We start from the raw sequence: 16,540 nt of genomic DNA on the forward strand, positions 1-16,540 counted from the left end.
AGGCACCGCCCGCACGGGGCCGTACCAACCGACGAGGAGACGCCGATGGCACCAGCCATCATGCTTGCGGCGGACGCGCCCAAACTGTCGTCCGCGAACACAGGCTTCATGCTCATTGCTTCCGCCCTGGTGCTGATCATGACGCCGGGTCTGGCCTTCTTCTACGGAGGCATGGTCCGCGTCAAGAGCACCCTGAACATGCTGATGATGAGCTTCATCAGCATGGGCATCGTCACCATTCTGTGGGTGCTCTACGGCTTCTCCCTCGCCTTCGGCACGAACAACGCCCTGATCGGCTGGGACCCCGACTGGCTCGGCCTGCGCAAGATCGGTCTGACGGAGCTCTGGCCCGGCTACACCATCCCGATCTTCGTGTTCATGGTCTTCCAGATGATGTTCGCGATCATCACGCCGGCCCTGATCAGCGGTGCCCTCGCCGACCGCGTGAAGTTCTCGGCCTGGTCGCTGTTCATCGCCCTGTGGGTCACGATCGTCTACGTCCCGGTCGCCCACTGGGTCTGGGGCGCCGACGGCTGGGCCTACAAGCTCGGTGTGATCGACTTCGCGGGCGGCACGGCGGTCCACATCAACGCGGGTGCGGCGGCCCTCGGTGTCATCCTCGTCATCGGCAGGCGCGTCGGCTTCAAGAAGGACCCGATGCGCCCGCACAGCCTCCCGCTGGTCATGCTCGGCGCGGGCCTGCTGTGGTTCGGCTGGTTCGGCTTCAACGCGGGCTCCTGGCTCGGCAACGACGACGGCGTCGGCGCGCTGATGTTCGTCAACACGCAGGTCGCGACGGCCGCCGCCATGCTGGCCTGGCTCGCCTACGAGAAGATCCGGCACGGCGCCTTCACCACCCTCGGTGCCGCCTCCGGCGCGGTCGCCGGTCTGGTCGCGATCACCCCGTCCGGCGGTGCGGTCTCCCCGCTCGGCGCGATCGCCGTCGGTGCCATCGCCGGTGTCGCCTGCGCCGCGGCCGTGGGCCTGAAGTTCAAGTTCGGCTTCGACGACTCCCTGGACGTCGTCGGCGTCCACATGGTCGGCGGCATCATCGGCTCCCTGCTGATCGGCTTCTTCGCCACCGGCAAGGGCCAGTCCACCGCGACCGGTGTCTTCTACGGCGACCACACCTGGACCCAGCTGTGGAAGCAGTGCGCGGGTGTCGGCGCGGTCCTCGCCTACTCGCTGATCGTCTCCGCCGTCCTCGCCTTCCTGCTGGACCGGACCATCGGCATGCGGGTGCCCCAGGACGCGGAGATCTCCGGCATCGACCAGGCCGAGCACGCCGAGAGCGCCTACGACTTCAGCGGCACCGGTGGCGGTGTCCTCGGCTCCGCCGCCCACGCCCCGGCCATGGCCGCCGCGCAGACCAAGAAGGTGGACGCATGAAGCTCATCACCGCCGTCGTGAAGCCCCACCGGCTGGACGAGATCAAGGAGGCACTCCAGGCCTTCGGCGTCCACGGGCTGACGGTCACCGAGGCCAGCGGTTACGGTCGGCAGCGGGGACACACCGAGGTCTACCGTGGTGCCGAGTACACCGTCGACCTGGTACCCAAGATCCGTATCGAGGTGCTGGCCGAGGACGACGACGTCGAACAGCTGATCGACGTCATCACCAAGGCCGCCCGCACCGGCAAGATCGGCGACGGCAAGGTCTGGTCCCTGCCGGTCGATACGGCCGTCCGGGTCCGCACCGGCGAGCGCGGGCCGGACGCGCTCTGACCACGACACGAACGACGGGAGTCGCTGGGTGACCGGGACGGATGTGCGCACGAAGGCGGAAGACTCGGGACCCGGCGGGTACGCGGCGGCCCGGCTGCGCCTCCTCACTGAGGGGGCGCTGTCCGGGCCGCCGCGCCGTACCGCCCTCGCCGAGCTGACCGACGAATGGCTCGGCGGGCTCTTCGGCGCGGCGGCGGGAGGACTGCCGGGCGTCTCCCTGGTCGCCGTCGGCGGCTACGGCCGTGGCGAGCTGTCCCCGCGCAGCGACCTGGACCTCCTGCTGCTGCACGACGGCTCCGACCCGGGCGCGGTCGCCGCCCTCGCCGACCGCCTCTGGTACCCCGTCTGGGATCTCGGCCTCGCCCTCGACCACTCCGTACGCACCCCCGCGGAGGCCCGCAAGACCGCGGGGGAGGACCTGAAGGCCCAGCTGAGCCTCCTGGACGCCCGCCACCTCGCCGGCGACCTCGGCCTCACCGCCGGACTGCGTACGGCCGTCCTCGCCGACTGGCGCAACCAGGCCCCCAAGCGCCTGCCCGAACTGCAGCAGCTGTGCGCCGACCGCGCGGAGCGCCAGGGTGAGCTGCAGTATCTGCTGGAACCCGACCTCAAGGAGGCCCGCGGCGGCCTGCGCGACGCCACCGCGCTGCGTGCCGTCGCCGCGTCCTGGCTCGCCGACGCCCCGCGCGAGGGCCTCGCCGAGGCCCGTCGGCGTCTGCTGGACGTCCGGGACGCGCTGCACCTGGCGACGGGCCGCGCGACCGACCGTCTGGCCCTGCAGGAGCAGGACCAGGTGGCCGCCGAACTCGGTCTCCTCGACGCCGACACCCTGCTGCGGCAGGTGTACGAGGCGGCGCGCGTGATCGCGTACGCCAGCGATGTCACCTGGCGTGAGGTGGGGCGCGTGCTGCGCTCGCGCGCCGTCCGGCCGCGGCTGCGCAAGCTGGCAAGGGAGCGGAGCGACTTCCTCAGAAGGGCGGTGGCGGGCGACGCGAAGGCGCTGGGCGGCGGCACGCCGGTCGCGGAACGGTCGCCGCTGGCCGAGGGCGTCGTGGAGCAGGACGGCGAGGTGGTGCTCGCCCGCGCCGCGCGTCCCGAGCGCGATCCGGTGCTGCCCCTGCGGGCCGCGGCCGCCGCCGCACAGGCCGGTCTCCCGCTCTCCCTGCACGCCGTGCGGCGCCTGGCGGCCACCGCACGCCCCCTGCCCACTCCCTGGCCCGCCGAGGCGCGCGAGCAATTGGTGACCCTGCTCGGCTCCGGCCGCCCGACCGTCGACGTCTGGGAGGCACTGGAGGCGGAAGGCCTGATCAGCCGTCTGCTGCCGGACTGGGAACGGGTCCGCTGCCGTCCGCAGCGCAACGCCGTCCACATCTGGACGGTCGACCGGCACCTGATCGAGACGGCGGCCCGCGCCTCGGCACTGACCCGCCGGGTGAGCCGCCCCGACCTGCTGCTCGTCTCCGCCCTGCTGCACGACATGGGGAAGGGCTGGCCCGGCGACCACTCGCTGGCCGGGGAGATCATCGCCAAGGACGTGGCCGCGCGGATCGGCTTCGACCGTGCGGACGTGGCGGTCGTGTCGACGCTCGTCCGCCATCACCTGCTGCTGATCGAGACGGCCACGCGCCGTGACCTGGAGGACCCGGCGACCGTCCGCTCGGTCGCCGAGGCGGTCGGCACCCAGAGCACCCTGGAGCTGCTGCACGCCCTGACGGAGGCCGACGCGCTCGCCACCGGGCCGGCGGCATGGTCCTCCTGGCGCGGCTCGCTCGTCGCCGACCTGGTACGGCGGGTGTCCGCCGTGCTCGCCGGGGACGCCCCCGGGGAGCCGGAGCCCGTCGCGCCCACGGCCGAGCAGGAGCGGCTGGCGATCGAGGCGTTCCGCACGGGCGGCCCGGTCCTCGCCCTGCGCGCGCAGACGGGAGCACAGACGGAGACCCGGGCGGAACCAGGGACGGACGCACGAACGGCACCGGTCCCCGAGGTGGAGCCCTCCGGCGAGCCCCTCGGCGTCGAGCTGCTCATCGCCGTACCCGACCAGCCCGCCGTGCTCCCCGCGGTCGCCGGCGTCCTCGCCGTGCACCGCCTCACCGTCCGCACGGCCGGGCTGAGCGCCCTGAGCCTGCCGGACGACGTCGACGACGGCTCGGTCCTGCTGCTGAACTGGCGGGTCGCCGCCGAGTACGGCTCGCTGCCCCAGGCCACCCGGCTCCGTGCCGACCTGGTCCGCGCCCTGGACGGCACCCTGGACATCGCCGGCCGTCTCGCCGAACGCGACGCGGCCTACCCGCGCCGGCGCGGCTGGGTGGCCCCGCCGCCCCGGGTGACGGTGGCCCCGGCGGCCTCCCACCACGCCACGGTGATCGAGGTCCGCGCCCAGGACGCGCCGGGCCTGCTGTACCGGATCGGGATGGCCCTGGAGAAGGCGGGGGTGCGGGTGCGCAGCATGCACGTGTCGACGCTGGGCTCGAACGCGGTGGATGCGTTCTATGTCACGACCGGGACCGGGGCGCCGCTGCCGCTGGAGGACGCCGCGTCGGTGGCCCGGGTGCTGGAGGAGACGCTGCGGGCGTGACCTCGTGGCGGTCCGGGCCGTTGGCCGGGCATGCACTCCGCAGCCGCGGAGGCGACCCGGGCAGCTCGGCAGAGGCCGGCACGGACGCCACATGCTCGCCGCAGCAGGGGGTTTCCCGCCCGTCGAATGCCCCGGGCGGGGGCCACCGCCTTGTCGGGCCGGATACCCTGGAAGACGCTCAGACTGCCCCCGACTCCGAGGACCGACGCCGCCGTGTTCGATACTCTCTCCGATCGCCTCTCAGCGACCTTCAAGAACTTGCGCGGCAAGGGGCGCTTGAGCGAAGCGGACATCGACGCCACGGCGCGCGAGATCCGCATCGCTCTCCTCGAGGCGGACGTCGCCCTCCCTGTCGTCCGCACGTTCATCAAGAACGTCAAGGAGCGTGCCCTCGGCGCCGAGGTCTCCCGCGCCCTGAACCCCGCCCAGCAGGTCCTCAAGATCGTCAACGAGGAACTGGTCACCATCCTCGGCGGCGAGACCCGGCGCCTGCGCTTCGCCAAGCAGCCGCCCACCGTGATCATGCTGGCGGGTCTGCAGGGTGCCGGTAAGACCACCCTCGCGGGCAAGCTCGGCAAGTGGCTCAAGGAGCAGGGCCACTCCCCGCTGCTGGTCGCCTGTGACCTCCAGCGCCCGAACGCCGTGAACCAGCTCAGCGTGGTCGCCGAGCGTGCCGGTGTCGGCGTCTACGCGCCCGAGCCCGGCAACGGCGTCGGCGACCCGGTCAAGGTCGCCAAGGACTCCATCGAGTTCGCCAGGACCAAGGTCCACGACATCGTGATCGTGGACACCGCCGGCCGCCTCGGCATCGACGCCGAGATGATGCAGCAGGCCGCGGACATCCGGGACGCGGTCGGCCCCGACGAGATCCTGTTCGTCGTCGACGCGATGATCGGTCAGGACGCGGTCAACACCGCCGAGGCCTTCCGCGACGGCGTCGGCTTCGACGGCGTGGTCCTGTCCAAGCTCGACGGTGACGCCCGCGGTGGCGCGGCCCTGTCGATCCGGCAGATCACCGGCAAGCCGATCATGTTCGCGTCGAACGGCGAGAAGCTGGACGACTTCGACGCCTTCCACCCCGACCGGATGGCCTCCCGCATCCTCGACATGGGTGACCTGCTCACCCTGATCGAGCAGGCGGAGAAGACCTTCAGCCAGGAAGAGGCCGCCAAGATGGCCTCGAAGCTGGCGTCCAAGAAGGGCCAGGACTTCACCCTGGACGACTTCCTGGCCCAGATGGAGCAGGTCAGGAAGATGGGCTCCATCTCCAAGCTGCTCGGCATGCTCCCGGGCATGGGCCAGATCAAGGACCAGATCCAGAACATCGACGAGCGGGACGTCGACCGCATGGCCGCGATCATCAAGTCGATGACCCCGGGCGAGCGCCAGGACCCGACGATCATCAACGGCTCGCGCCGCGCCCGTATCGCCAAGGGTTCCGGTGTCGATGTCAGCGCGGTGAAGAACCTGGTCGAGCGGTTCTTCGACGCCCGCAAGATGATGTCCCGCATGGCCCAGGGCGGCGGTATGCCGGGCATGCCGGGGATCCCGGGCATGGGCGGCGGCCCCGGCCGGCAGAAGAAGCAGCAGAAGAAGGCCAAGGGCAAGCAGCGCTCGGGCAACCCGATGAAGCGCAAGCAGCAGGAGCTGGAGGAGGCCCAGCGCCGGGAGGCCGCCGCGCAGGGCGGCAACGCCTTCGGGCTGCCGCAGCAGGGCGGCCAGGACTTCGAGCTGCCGGACGAGTTCAAGAAGTTCATGGGCTGAGCTCCGAGAAGTTCATGGGCTGAATCCCGCCCGTACGCCGCTGAGGGCGCCCCCCTGACCAGGGAGGGCGCCCTCAGCGCATGCCGACGTCCGCCAAGTACCGTAACGTCCATATATGAGCGATGCGGCGCCCCCTCGTAAAACCCCTGATCAGCCGTGGCGCACCGAAGGCACCCCCGATGAATCGCGCCGGCGGTCCGGTGGCGGAAGGATCCGTGGCGGAAAGTGGTGGGGCCTGCTTGTCACCGCGGTGATCGTCTTCCTGCTGGCCTACATCGGGCTGAACTATTTCGGCCGGGGCAACGAGCCGACGATCTCCTACACCGAGTTCAGCCGGCAGGTCGGTGAGGGCAACGTCGCCAAGATCTACTCGAAGGGCGACGCGATCCAGGGCGAGCTCAAGAGTTCGCGTGCCGATCCCGAGGGCGGCGGCCAGTACACCAGGTTCAAGACACAGCGTCCGGCGTTCGCGGCCGACAGGCTCTGGCAGAACCTGAGCAGCCACGGTGTCACGGTGACCGCGCGGCCGGTCGTGCAGGAACGCAGTCTGCTGTCCAACGTGGGCATCTCCCTGATCCCGATCGCGGTCCTGGCCGTGGTGTGGATCGTCGTCTCACGGCGGCTCGGCACCGGCCTGCCCGGCGCGGGCGGGATCTTCGGCCGCAGGGCGCCGCCCAAACCGATCGGGCTGCGGCCGGGCACCGAACGGACGACCTTCGCGGACGTGGCCGGCATCGACGAGGTCAAGGGGGAGCTGGACGACGTCGTCGACTTCCTGGAACACCCCGACGTCTACCGCAGGATGGGCGCGAAACTGCCACGCGGCGTGCTGCTCGCGGGGCCGCCCGGCACCGGCAAGACCCTGCTCGCACGGGCGGTGGCGGGCGAGGCCGGAGTGCCGTTCTTCTCCGCCTCGGCGTCCGAGTTCATCGAGATGATCGTCGGCGTCGGTGCGTCCCGCGTCCGCGAGCTGTTCGCCGAGGCCCGGAAGGTGGCGCCGTCGATCATCTTCATCGACGAGATCGACACCATCGGCCGGGCGCGCAGCGGCTCGAGCTCCATGGGCGGTCACGACGAGCGCGAGCAGACGCTGAACCAGATCCTCACCGAGATGGACGGCTTCTCCGGCTCCGAGGGCGTGATCGTCATCGCGGCGACGAACCGCGCGGACATCCTGGACCCGGCCCTGACCCGCCCCGGCCGTTTCGACCGGGTGGTCACCGTGGCCCCGCCGGACCGCGCCGGGCGCGAGTCGATCCTGCGGATCCACACCCGCCCGATCCCGCTCGCCGCGGACGTGGACCTGGAGCAGCTGGCCCGCGTGACCCCCGGGATGACGGGCGCGGATCTGGCCAACCTCGCCAACGAGGCGGCTCTGCTCGCCGTCAAGCGCAAGCAGGAGCAGGTGACCGGTGCGGACCTGTCCGAGGCGCTGGAGAAGGTCCAGCTGGGTGCCGAGCGCACCCTCGTCATGCCCGAGGAGGACCGCCGGCGCACCGCGTTCCACGAGAGCGGCCACGCCCTCCTCGGCATGCTGCAGCCCGGCGCCGACCCCGTCCGCAAGATCACCATCGTGCCGCGCGGCCGGGCGCTCGGGGTCACCATGTCCACGCCCGAGGTGGAGCGGTACGCGCACTCGGAGGAGTACCTGCGCGGTCGCATCATCGGCGCCCTGGGCGGGATGGCGGCGGAGGACGTCGTCTACGGGGTCGTCACCACGGGCGCGGAGAACGACCTCGAACAGGTCACCAGGATCGCGCGCGGGATGGTGGCCCGCTGGGGCATGAGCGAGCGCGTCGGCCGGCTGTCCGCCCTGCCGGACGACGCCCAGCAGGCCTACGGGCTGGCCGCCGCCCCGCAGACCCTCGACGTGATCGACGCCGAGATGCGCCGCATCGTCGACGACTGTTACGAGGAGGCGTGCCGCAAGCTCCGCGACCACCGCGGCCAGTTGGACGCGCTCGCCGAAGCCCTGCTGGAGAGCGAGACGCTGGAGGAGGCGGACGCCTACCGGATCGCCGGCATCCCCCGCCTGGCCAAGACCACCGACGCCTGAGACGGGCGGCGCCTGCAGCCACCGACGCCTGAGACCGGGCGGCGCCCGAGGCCGGTGCCTAGGGCACGCGGGCTATGAGGTAGCGGAAGACGTTCTCCATCCACACGGTCCCGTCCTCGCGCCGGTGCGCGTGCAGGGCCTCCGTCAGCTCCTTGTCCACCTGCTTGGCGTCGGTCGCCGCGATCGCCGCGTCGAACAGCCCGGTCGACAACAGGCCCCGTACCGCGCTGTCCGGGTCGGCGTACCCGAACGGGCAGGCGACCCGCCCCGAGCCGTCCGGCTTCAGCCCGGCCCGCTGCGCGACGTCCTCCAGGTCGTCCCGGCGGGCCGGCCGCCAGCTGCGCGCGCTGCGCAGCGGATCGGCCAGTTTCGTCGCCACCCGCAGCACCGAGGAGGTGGCACAGCGCTCCGGCGGGCCCCAGCCGGCCAGCACCACCGCGGCCCCTCGCCCGGCCAGCGGCAGCGCGGCTGCCAGCAGCTCGCCGAGCCCCTCGGAGTCGCCCGCGAGGCAGCCGATCGGCTCGAAGACGGTCACCAGCGTGTACGCGGCCGTCTCCGCGTCGACCGCGTCCCCTGGATCGCCCTCGACGAGGTGCGGGGCCGCACGCGTGCGCGTGCCGTGCGCCGCGCGGGGGGTGTCCGGCACCAGGCGCTCGCGCGCGAGGGCGAGCCGCTCGGCACAGCAGTCGACACCGGTGACGGCCGCGGCACCTCTGGAGGCCGCCATCAGCAGGGCGAGCCCGGAGCCGCAGCGCAGGCCCAGCAGTCGGGTGGCCGGGCCCACTTCCAGTCGTTCGTAGACGGCTTCGTAGAGCGGGACCAGCATCCGCTCCTGGATCTCGGACCAGTCACGCGCGCGTGCGCACCGGTCCACGCGGGGTGCGGAATCCGCGTGAGCCACGTGCTGCCGCACGAGCGTAGGTGTCATAGGTAAGCGCCCCAATCCGCCGACAGTTCGCCGCTGTGCCCGATTGCGTGGCCCCCGTACCGTGCGCGCGCACTTCCCACGTATGCCAGGTAACTCCGGGCTCGCGGCGCCGTCCAGGGGTCGTGGCGTCCCGCTTGGGGTCTGTCCGCGTGTGTGGCGAGATTTCACATCCCGGCAATCCAGGTGACCGTACGGTGTCCGCTCGGGCAGGACGTGCCGGTGCCGGGGGTTCGGACGAGCGCGGTAACGTCACGACCGTCACGGACGCTGAGCAAGGTGAGGCTCCCCGCCGAGAGCGACCGAAACGTCTCTTGCGCATCCGCCGCCGGTATCCGTGCGGGTGTGCGCAGAAGCTCTACGCGCCGGGTCGTACGGCGAACTACGCACCAGCTTGGTACGAGCTGTGCGGCTTCTCCGCAGATCAGCGCACCCGCCCTCGTCCGGACGCATCAGCGGCAACTGACGGGTAAGTGCAAATTATTTGGGATGCCCCGGAATAGGAACACAGCGGCACCCCCGCTCGTTGTCATTACGTGAGCACGACACAGACACCACCTGTTCTCGCCGCAGAGCTGGCGCAGGCGTGGGCCGACATTCAGCGGTACCACCCCGAGCTGCCTGACCTCGCCGCGCCAGAGTCCCTGATCGGAGAGTCGTCGTCCGCGTGCGGTCACGAACTCTCCTTCGAGCGACTGCTCCATGAGGCAGTCCACGGCATCGCCGCCGCCCGTGGGATCCGCGACACCTCCCGCGCCGGCCGCTACCACAACCGCCGTTTCCTCGCCATCGCCGAGGAGCTGGGCCTGGACCACCCCGAGGAGCCGCACCCGAGCAGCGGCTTCTCCCTGGTCACGCTCAACCCCGAGGCGAAGCGGCGCTACCGCCCGACCATGGAACGGCTGCAGCGCGCCCTGAAGGCCCACACCGCGGCCACCTCCTCCGACACCTCCCGCACCTTCCGCGGCCCGGCCGCCAGACACGGCTCCTCCGGCGGCGGCGTCCGCGTCAAGGCGGTCTGCGACTGCGGTCGCAACGTCCGGGTCGTGCCGTCCGTCCTGGCCCAGGCCCCGATCGTGTGCGGTGGCTGCGGCAAGCCGTTCAGGATCCCGGAGGTCGTGGGGGCGGCGTAGTCGCGGGCCGCGCGGAGTACCGGCATCTCGTGGGTGCCGGGGACGCGGACGACGACGGGCCGGCAACTTCACAGCACCGGGCAGCGCACCCGACGTGACCTCACCTCCACGCCGGGTGCCGCTGGAGCACGTCCAGGCCCGGCTCAGCCACCCTCGGCCAGAGGCGACCCGCGGCGTATGGCACAATGGCTAGCTGTACTCGACAGTCGCACAGGACCCCTCTCTCCTCCGGCTGACGCGTCCATCGGGCACTCGGGTACCGCAACCCCACGCGGCAGTCTCGCCGTGCCCAACCACGTCAATTCCAGGAGAACCCACTCCCGTGGCAGTCAAGATCAAGCTGAAGCGTCTGGGCAAGATCCGTTCGCCTCACTACCGCATCGTCGTCGCCGACTCCCGTACCCGCCGTGACGGCCGGGCCATCGAGGAGATCGGCAAGTACCACCCGACCTACAACCCGTCGGTCATCGAGGTGGACGCCGAGCGTGTGGCGTACTGGCTGGGTGTCGGCGCGCAGCCGACCGAGCCGGTTCTCGCCATCCTGAAGAAGACCGGCGACTGGCAGAAGTTCAAGGGCGAGCCGGCTCCCGCGCCGCTGCTCGTCGCCGAGCCGAAGCCGGCCCGTCCGTCGTTCGAGGCTCTCGGCGGTGACGACGAGGGCAAGGGTGAGGCGATCACCCAGAAGAAGAAGGCTGAGAAGAAGGACGAGGCCGCTGCCGAGTCCGAGTCGACCGAGGCCTGAGCAGCATGCTCGAAGAGGCGCTTGAGCACCTCGTGAAGGGCATCGTCGACAACCCTGACGATGTGCAGGTCGCCTCGCGCAACCTGCGCCGCGGGCGCGTGCTCGAGGTCCGGGTCCACCCGGACGACCTCGGCAAGGTGATCGGCCGCAACGGCCGCACCGCGCGTGCCCTGCGTACCGTCGTGGGCGCCATCGGCGGTCGCGGTGTCCGCGTCGACCTGGTCGACGTGGACCACGTCCGCTGACGCTTCATCGCAACCGGCTCGGGCCGGGGAGGGCCTTCGGGCCGTCCCCGGCCCGCAGTCGTATGACAGGAGATCTGTACACGTGCAGCTGGTAGTCGCACGGATCGGCCGTGCCCATGGCATCAAGGGCGAAGTCACCGTCGAGGTACGTACCGACGAGCCGGAACTCAGGCTCGCGCCCGGCGCCGTACTCGCCACGGACCCCGCCGCCACGGGACCGCTGACCATCGAGACGGGGCGCGTCCACAGCGGCCGCCTCCTCCTGCGCTTCGCGGGTGTCACCGACCGCAACGGCGCCGAGGCCCTCCGCAACACCCTGCTCATCGCCGAGATCGACCCCGAGGAACTGCCCGAGGGCGAGGACGAGTACTACGACCACCAGCTCATCGACCTCGACGTGGTCACCGAGGACGGGGTGGAGGTCGGCCGGATCACCGAGATCTCGCACCTGCCCTCCCAGGACCTGTTCATCGTGGAGCGCCCGGACGGGACCGAGGTCATGATCCCCTTCGTGGAGGAGATCGTCACCGAGATCGACCTGGAGGAGCAGAGGGCCGTCATCGCGCCCCCGCCGGGCCTGATCGACGACCGCGCCGAGATCGCGTCCGCGCGGGACTCGGAGGGCTCCGAGGGCTCGGAGGGCTCGGAGGGCTCCGGCGGCGCCGAGGGCTCGGGAGAAGAGTCGTAATGCGCCTCGACGTCGTCACGATCTTCCCCGAGTACCTGGAACCCCTCAACGTCTCCCTGGTCGGCAAGGCACGCGCGCGTGGTCAGCTCGACGTCCATGTGCACGACCTGAGGGACTGGACGTACGACCGCCACAGCACGGTCGACGACACCCCGTACGGCGGCGGCCCCGGCATGGTCATGAAGACCGACCCCTGGGGCGACGCCCTCGACACCGTCCTCGCCGACGGCTACGAGTCAGGGGCCCAGGCCCCCGCGCTGATCGTCCCCACGCCCAGCGGCCGTCCCTTCACCCAGGAACTGGCCGTCGAGCTCTCCGAGCGCCCCTGGCTGATCTTCACACCGGCCCGCTACGAGGGCATCGACCGGCGCGTCATGGACGAGTACGCCACCCGCGTCCCGGTCTACGAGGTCTCCATCGGCGACTACGTCCTCGCCGGCGGCGAGGCGGCCGTCCTCGTCGTCACCGAGGCCGTCGCCCGGCTGCTGCCCGGCGTCCTCGGCAACGCCGAGTCCCACCGGGACGACTCCTTCGCGCCCGGCGCGATGGCGAGCCTCCTGGAGGGCCCCGTCTACACCAAGCCGCCTCTCTGGCGTGGCAGGGACATCCCGGACGTGCTGCTCAGCGGCCACCACGGGAAGATCGCCCGCTGGCGCCGCGACGAGGCTCTCAGGCGTACGACCGCCAACCGGCCCGACCTGATCGAGCGCTGCGACCCCAAGGCCTTCGACAAGAAGGACCGCGAGATGCTCTCCATCCTGGGCTGGGAGCCGGATCCGGAGGGCGAGCCGTACGGCCGATTTTGGCGCCGGGCCGAGGGCATGGAAGAATAGACCGCTGTTGTGCGCCCGTCCGGCGTGCGCCCCTGCCACAGGGGGACACGACGCCCGTTCCGACCCGCACGGCAGACCTCCTGGAACCCTAGTTTCCGTTGATGACCTGTGGCATCAGCGAAGAAAGCAGACGAAATGTCTCACCTGCTCGACTCCGTCGACTCCGCGTCGCTGCGCAGCGACGTCCCGGCCTTCCGTCCGGGTGACACCGTCAACGTGCACGTCCGCGTCATCGAGGGCAACCGCTCCCGTGTGCAGCAGTTCAAGGGCGTCGTGATCCGCCGCCAGGGCTCCGGTGTCCGCGAGACCTTCACGGTCCGCAAGGTCTCGTTCTCCGTCGGCGTCGAGCGCACCTTCCCGGTGCACACCCCGATCGTCGAGAAGATCGAGCTGGTCACCCGTGGTGACGTGCGCCGCGCCAAGCTGTACTACCTCCGTGAGCTGCGCGGCAAGGCCGCGAAGATCAAGGAGAAGCGCGAGAGCTGAGCGCTTTCCCGGAGTCACAGCGGGGCCGGATAGCATCTGGCTCCGATGGACACCGAAGCACAGCCGACGGAACGCGACCGCTCCTCCCCACCCGGTTCTCCGGGTGCGGAGGGACGGTCGCGTTCCGCGTTGGTGGCGCGGATCACCGAGTGGCTGCCGGGCGGCCGGATCACCCTCACCCTCGTCGCCTGCCTGGCGTTTCTGCTGCTCCTCAACACCTTCGTGCTGCAACCGTTCCAGATCCCGAGCGGATCCATGGAACAGGGTTTGAGGATCGGCGACCGCGTTCTCGTAAATAAGTTGGCGTACCGTTTCGGTGCCCAGCCGCGCCGCGGCGACGTGATTGTGTTCGACGGCACCGGGTATTTCGGGGACGCGGACTACATCAAGCGCGTCGTGGGTGTGGGGGGAGACCGTGTGGTCTGCTGCGACAAGAACGGGAGGATCGGGGTGAACGGCCGGCCGGTCGACGAGACGGCGTTCCTCTATCCGGGGGACAGCGCCTCCAGTGTGCCTTTCGACGTCGTCGTACCCGCGGGCCGCCTGTTCGTCCTCGGCGACCACCGCAGCCGCTCCAGCGACTCCCGCGACCACCTGGGCTCGCCCGGCGGCGGCATGGTCCCCGTCGGCGAGGTCATCGGCCGGGCCGACTGGATCGTCTGGCCGTACGACCGCCTGACCCACTTGTCCCGGCCGTCCGCCTACGCGCGCGTGCCCGCCGCCCCGGCGGAGGGCGGCCATGGGTAACCGCGGCAAACCGCGCGGCGTCCCCGGCACGCCCGCCGACAACCTGCTGCCCACCGGCTCCCGCCGTACGTCCACGTCCGGCGGCGGCCGCACGCGCGCGGAGCGGCGCAAGCTCCAGCGCAAGGTCAAGCGCAAGCGACGGCGTTCAGCCGTTCGGGAGATCCCCCTTCTGATCGGTGTCGCCGTCCTCATAGCGCTGGTCCTGAAGACCTTCCTCGTCCAGGCGTTCGTGATCCCGTCCGGCTCCATGGAGCAGACGATCCGGATCGGCGACCGCGTCCTGGTCGACAAGTTCACCCCGTGGTTCGGCTCCAAGCCGCAGCGCGGGGACGTCGTCGTGTTCCACGACCCGGGCGGCTGGCTGGCCGACGAGCAGACCGCCAAGAAGCACGACCCGGTCGTCGTCAAGCAGTTCAAGGAAGGCCTCACCTTCATCGGCCTGCTTCCCTCCGACAACGAGAAGGACCTGATCAAGCGGGTCATCGGGGTCGGCGGCGACCATGTGAAGTGCTGTGACGCGCAGGGCCGGGTCACCGTCAACGGCGTACCGCTCACGGAAGGGGACTACCTCTATCCGGGCAACTCCCCCTCCGCGACGCCCTTCGACATCACCGTCCCCAAGGGCCGGCTGTGGGTGATGGGCGACCACCGGGACGACTCCGCGGACTCCCGTGCCCACCAGAACACCCCGTACGGCGGCACGGTCTCCGAGAAATCCGTGGTCGGCCGCGCCATGGTCATCGGCTGGCCGGTCGGGCACTGGACGCGTCTGGAGGAACCTAAAACCTTCGCAAGCGTTGCCGCCCCCGGAGCGGGGACGGCCGCCGCACCTCGCATGTCGCATAGGGTTGCCTCCGAGAATCCGAACGGAATGGCTCAACTCCCGACCCCTGCGGAACTCCCGCTCGTTATGGGAGTGGTGGGCCTGCGCCGTATGCGGTGCGGGCGGCGGCACAGAGTAAGGAGTTGGCGTGGGGGATGTGGCGGTTGGCGCACGGTCGGGACACGACGGCGAGGAGCACCGCGGGCACCCCGTGGAGGCGAACGCCCCCGCACCCGACGGCGCCATGACCTCCGGGAATGACATGACGGCGGACGGCGACGGCACGCAGCAGGGCGAGCAGCCGCCCCGGGCCGGGGACGCGGGCACGGGCGAGGCGGCACGTCGGTCCAAGGGGCCGCGCTCCTTCTGGAAGGAGCTGCCGATCCTGGTCGTCATCGCGCTGGTCCTGGCGCTGCTGATCAAGACGTTCCTGGTGCAGGCGTTCTCGATCCCCTCCGCCTCGATGGAGAACACCCTGCAGGTGGGTGACCGCGTCCTGGTCGACAAGCTCACCCCGTGGTTCGGCTCCGAGCCCGAGCGCGGCGAGGTGGTCGTCTTCCACGACCCCAGCGGCTGGCTGAAGGGCGAGCCGCAGCCGAACCCGAACGCGGTGCAGAAGGTCCTCAGCTGGATCGGCCTGATGCCGTCCGCCAACGAGAAGGACCTGATCAAGCGGGTGATCGGGGTCGGCGGCGACACGGTCGAGTGCAAGAACTCGGGCCCGCTGCTGGTCAACGGCAAGGCGCTCAACGAGCCGTACGTCTACCCGGGTAACACGCCGTGCAGCGTGGACGACCAGGGCGGCCAGTTCAAGGTGAAGGTTCCCGAGGGCTACATCTGGGTCATGGGCGACCACCGCCAGGACTCCCGCGATTCGCGCTACAACCAGTCCGACAAGTACCACGGCATGGTTCCGGTGAAGGATGTCGTCGGTCGAGCAATCGTCAAGGCCTGGCCGATCAACCGCTGGGGCACCCTGCCGGTCCCGGACACTTTCGACCAGCCCGGACTCAGCGGCGAGGCGGCCGGAGCCGTGCTTCCGCACGTGCCGCAGGGGGTCGCCTTCACGGCTCTCGTCCCGGTGGCCGTGTGGCGGCGCCGCATGTTCGCCCGAATCACGGCCGAGAAGCCCGCTGCCTCCGCCGGAGCGATCAAGAAGTAACGGATCGGTCACACTCGGAAACTTGTTCGTATCGCAAGATCTCCCCGGCTAGTATCGATCTTGTTCACGTAGTGAACTTCGACCGAAGCTTGGGGGAAGTGTGAAGAAGTTTCAGCTCGGGTCAGCCCTTGTTGGTGCGGTTGCGCTGATCGCGCTCACCAACTCGCCCGCCTCGGCGCTGGATGCCAGCGTGTGGGGGCAGAGCATGAAGGCCGGGTGTGCGCACGCCTCGTACGGCAAGTTCGAGGACAACGACGAGATCTTCTCCGTCAAGGACACCTGTGCCGACGGCTGGTCAGCGGTGATCAAGGTGGATGTCGCGCCTTATCAGTCGGATGGCGGCTACGACTTCGCCATCTGGAACAACAAGGGCAACGGCACGACGGTCACCTCCAACAGGAGCTACCCCGAGGGCACCGGCGTCTGCATCTGGGCCGGCTCGGGCGAGTACTCCAGTGGCGAGTGGGGCAGCTGGGGCCCGGGCAGCTGCGGCAAGGCCTGATCCAGCGTGTGACGGGGGGGGGGGGGGGGGGGGGGGGGGGGGGGGGGGGGGGGGGGGGGGGGGGGGGGGGGGGGGGGGGGGGGGGGGGGGGGTGGGTGGGGGGGGGGGGGGGGGGGGGGGGCGGTGATGGTGGAC

At 70.7% G+C, this 16,540-nt stretch carries 16 protein-coding genes; 15 read left to right on the plus strand and 1 reads right to left on the minus strand.

The features are described 5' to 3' along the window. Positions 1-45 precede the first annotated feature (45 nt). The 5 genes from ACIHEJ_RS36570 to ftsH all read left to right on the plus strand — a co-directional run bounded on the left by ACIHEJ_RS36570 (position 46) and on the right by ftsH (position 8,119). Positions 46-1,389 (plus strand): ammonium transporter, encoded by a 1,344-nt coding sequence (locus ACIHEJ_RS36570; RefSeq protein WP_400141998.1) that lies wholly within the window; start codon positions 46-48, stop codon positions 1,387-1,389. Further along, positions 1,386-1,724 carry a P-II family nitrogen regulator gene (locus tag ACIHEJ_RS36575; RefSeq protein ID WP_400142000.1) on the plus strand — a complete coding sequence of 113 codons (339 nt, stop codon included), beginning with the start codon at positions 1,386-1,388 and terminating at the stop codon, positions 1,722-1,724. The genes ACIHEJ_RS36570 and ACIHEJ_RS36575 overlap by 4 nt, the downstream gene beginning before the upstream one ends. 28 nt (positions 1,725-1,752) lie before the next feature. Further along, on the plus strand, positions 1,753-4,299 hold the full coding sequence (locus ACIHEJ_RS36580; RefSeq protein ID WP_400142002.1) for a [protein-PII] uridylyltransferase: 2,547 nt from the start codon (positions 1,753-1,755) through the stop codon (positions 4,297-4,299). A 213-nt stretch (positions 4,300-4,512) separates the two neighbouring features. Continuing rightward, positions 4,513-6,063 (plus strand): signal recognition particle protein, encoded by a 1,551-nt coding sequence (gene ffh / locus ACIHEJ_RS36585; RefSeq protein WP_400142004.1) that lies wholly within the window; start codon positions 4,513-4,515, stop codon positions 6,061-6,063. A gap of 115 nt (positions 6,064-6,178) precedes the next feature. Then, a complete protein-coding gene (gene ftsH / locus ACIHEJ_RS36590; protein WP_400142006.1) occupies positions 6,179-8,119 on the plus strand; it encodes an ATP-dependent zinc metalloprotease FtsH in 1,941 nt (646 codons plus the stop codon). Positions 8,120-8,177: 58 nt separating this feature from the next. Here ftsH and ACIHEJ_RS36595 read toward each other — a convergent pair whose 3' ends face one another. Next, positions 8,178-9,047, minus strand: coding sequence for an SAM-dependent methyltransferase (locus ACIHEJ_RS36595; RefSeq protein ID WP_400142007.1), 870 nt, complete (start codon positions 9,045-9,047; stop codon positions 8,178-8,180). A gap of 533 nt (positions 9,048-9,580) precedes the next feature. Here ACIHEJ_RS36595 and ACIHEJ_RS36600 point away from each other — a divergent pair. The 10 genes from ACIHEJ_RS36600 (at position 9,581) to ACIHEJ_RS36645 (ending at position 16,405) form a co-directional block, all read left to right on the plus strand. Next, positions 9,581-10,177 (plus strand): hypothetical protein, encoded by a 597-nt coding sequence (locus ACIHEJ_RS36600; RefSeq protein ID WP_400142009.1) that lies wholly within the window; start codon positions 9,581-9,583, stop codon positions 10,175-10,177. 322 nt (positions 10,178-10,499) lie between these two features. Further along, positions 10,500-10,919: a 30S ribosomal protein S16 gene (rpsP, locus tag ACIHEJ_RS36605; protein ID WP_030785131.1), complete on the plus strand. Its 420-nt coding sequence runs from the start codon at positions 10,500-10,502 to the stop codon at positions 10,917-10,919. Between the two features lie 5 nt (positions 10,920-10,924). Then, positions 10,925-11,164: an RNA-binding protein gene (locus ACIHEJ_RS36610; protein ID WP_003973401.1), complete on the plus strand. Its 240-nt coding sequence runs from the start codon at positions 10,925-10,927 to the stop codon at positions 11,162-11,164. A gap of 82 nt (positions 11,165-11,246) precedes the next feature. Beyond that, complete coding sequence (rimM, locus tag ACIHEJ_RS36615) at positions 11,247-11,852, plus strand: ribosome maturation factor RimM (protein ID WP_400142011.1); 606 nt, start codon at positions 11,247-11,249, stop codon at positions 11,850-11,852. Continuing rightward, complete coding sequence (trmD, locus tag ACIHEJ_RS36620; protein WP_400142013.1) at positions 11,852-12,685, plus strand: tRNA (guanosine(37)-N1)-methyltransferase TrmD; 834 nt, start codon at positions 11,852-11,854, stop codon at positions 12,683-12,685. The genes rimM and trmD overlap by 1 nt, the downstream gene beginning before the upstream one ends. Before the next feature lie 135 nt (positions 12,686-12,820). Further along, on the plus strand, positions 12,821-13,171 hold the full coding sequence (gene rplS / locus ACIHEJ_RS36625; RefSeq protein ID WP_358781008.1) for a 50S ribosomal protein L19: 351 nt from the start codon (positions 12,821-12,823) through the stop codon (positions 13,169-13,171). A 45-nt stretch (positions 13,172-13,216) separates the two neighbouring features. Next, positions 13,217-13,918, plus strand: a complete 702-nt coding sequence (gene lepB, locus ACIHEJ_RS36630; protein ID WP_400142016.1) for a signal peptidase I — start codon at positions 13,217-13,219, stop codon at positions 13,916-13,918. Beyond that, positions 13,911-15,002 (plus strand): signal peptidase I, encoded by a 1,092-nt coding sequence (gene lepB / locus ACIHEJ_RS36635; RefSeq protein ID WP_400142018.1) that lies wholly within the window; start codon positions 13,911-13,913, stop codon positions 15,000-15,002. Before lepB (ACIHEJ_RS36630) ends, lepB (ACIHEJ_RS36635) begins: the two co-directional genes overlap by 8 nt. Continuing rightward, positions 14,890-15,903 carry a signal peptidase I gene (gene lepB / locus ACIHEJ_RS36640; RefSeq protein ID WP_400142020.1) on the plus strand — a complete coding sequence of 338 codons (1,014 nt, stop codon included), beginning with the start codon at positions 14,890-14,892 and terminating at the stop codon, positions 15,901-15,903. The genes lepB (ACIHEJ_RS36635) and lepB (ACIHEJ_RS36640) overlap by 113 nt, the downstream gene beginning before the upstream one ends. 100 nt (positions 15,904-16,003) lie before the next feature. Then, on the plus strand, positions 16,004-16,405 hold the full coding sequence (locus tag ACIHEJ_RS36645; protein ID WP_400142022.1) for a hypothetical protein: 402 nt from the start codon (positions 16,004-16,006) through the stop codon (positions 16,403-16,405). The last annotated feature ends 135 nt before the right edge of the window (positions 16,406-16,540 follow it).

This window comes from Streptomyces sp. NPDC052301, assembly GCF_044593395.1.
Taxonomy (GTDB): domain Bacteria; phylum Actinomycetota; class Actinomycetes; order Streptomycetales; family Streptomycetaceae; genus Streptomyces.

Excerpts from the sequence above, each read along its gene's own strand:
- ACIHEJ_RS36570 (WP_400141998.1), top strand. The coding sequence starts at position 46 with ATGGCACCAGCCATCATGCTTGCGGCGGACGCGCCCAAACTGTCGTCC.
- ACIHEJ_RS36575 (WP_400142000.1), top strand. The coding sequence starts at position 1,386 with ATGAAGCTCATCACCGCCGTCGTGAAGCCCCACCGGCTGGACGAGATC.
- ftsH (WP_400142006.1), top strand. The coding sequence starts at position 6,179 with ATGAGCGATGCGGCGCCCCCTCGTAAAACCCCTGATCAGCCGTGGCGC.
- ACIHEJ_RS36595 (WP_400142007.1), bottom strand. The coding sequence starts at position 9,047 with ATGACACCTACGCTCGTGCGGCAGCACGTGGCTCACGCGGATTCCGCA.
- ACIHEJ_RS36610 (WP_003973401.1), top strand. The coding sequence starts at position 10,925 with ATGCTCGAAGAGGCGCTTGAGCACCTCGTGAAGGGCATCGTCGACAAC.
- trmD (WP_400142013.1), top strand. The coding sequence starts at position 11,852 with ATGCGCCTCGACGTCGTCACGATCTTCCCCGAGTACCTGGAACCCCTC.
- rplS (WP_358781008.1), top strand. The coding sequence starts at position 12,821 with ATGTCTCACCTGCTCGACTCCGTCGACTCCGCGTCGCTGCGCAGCGAC.
- lepB (WP_400142016.1), top strand. The coding sequence starts at position 13,217 with ATGGACACCGAAGCACAGCCGACGGAACGCGACCGCTCCTCCCCACCC.
- lepB (WP_400142018.1), top strand. The coding sequence starts at position 13,911 with ATGGGTAACCGCGGCAAACCGCGCGGCGTCCCCGGCACGCCCGCCGAC.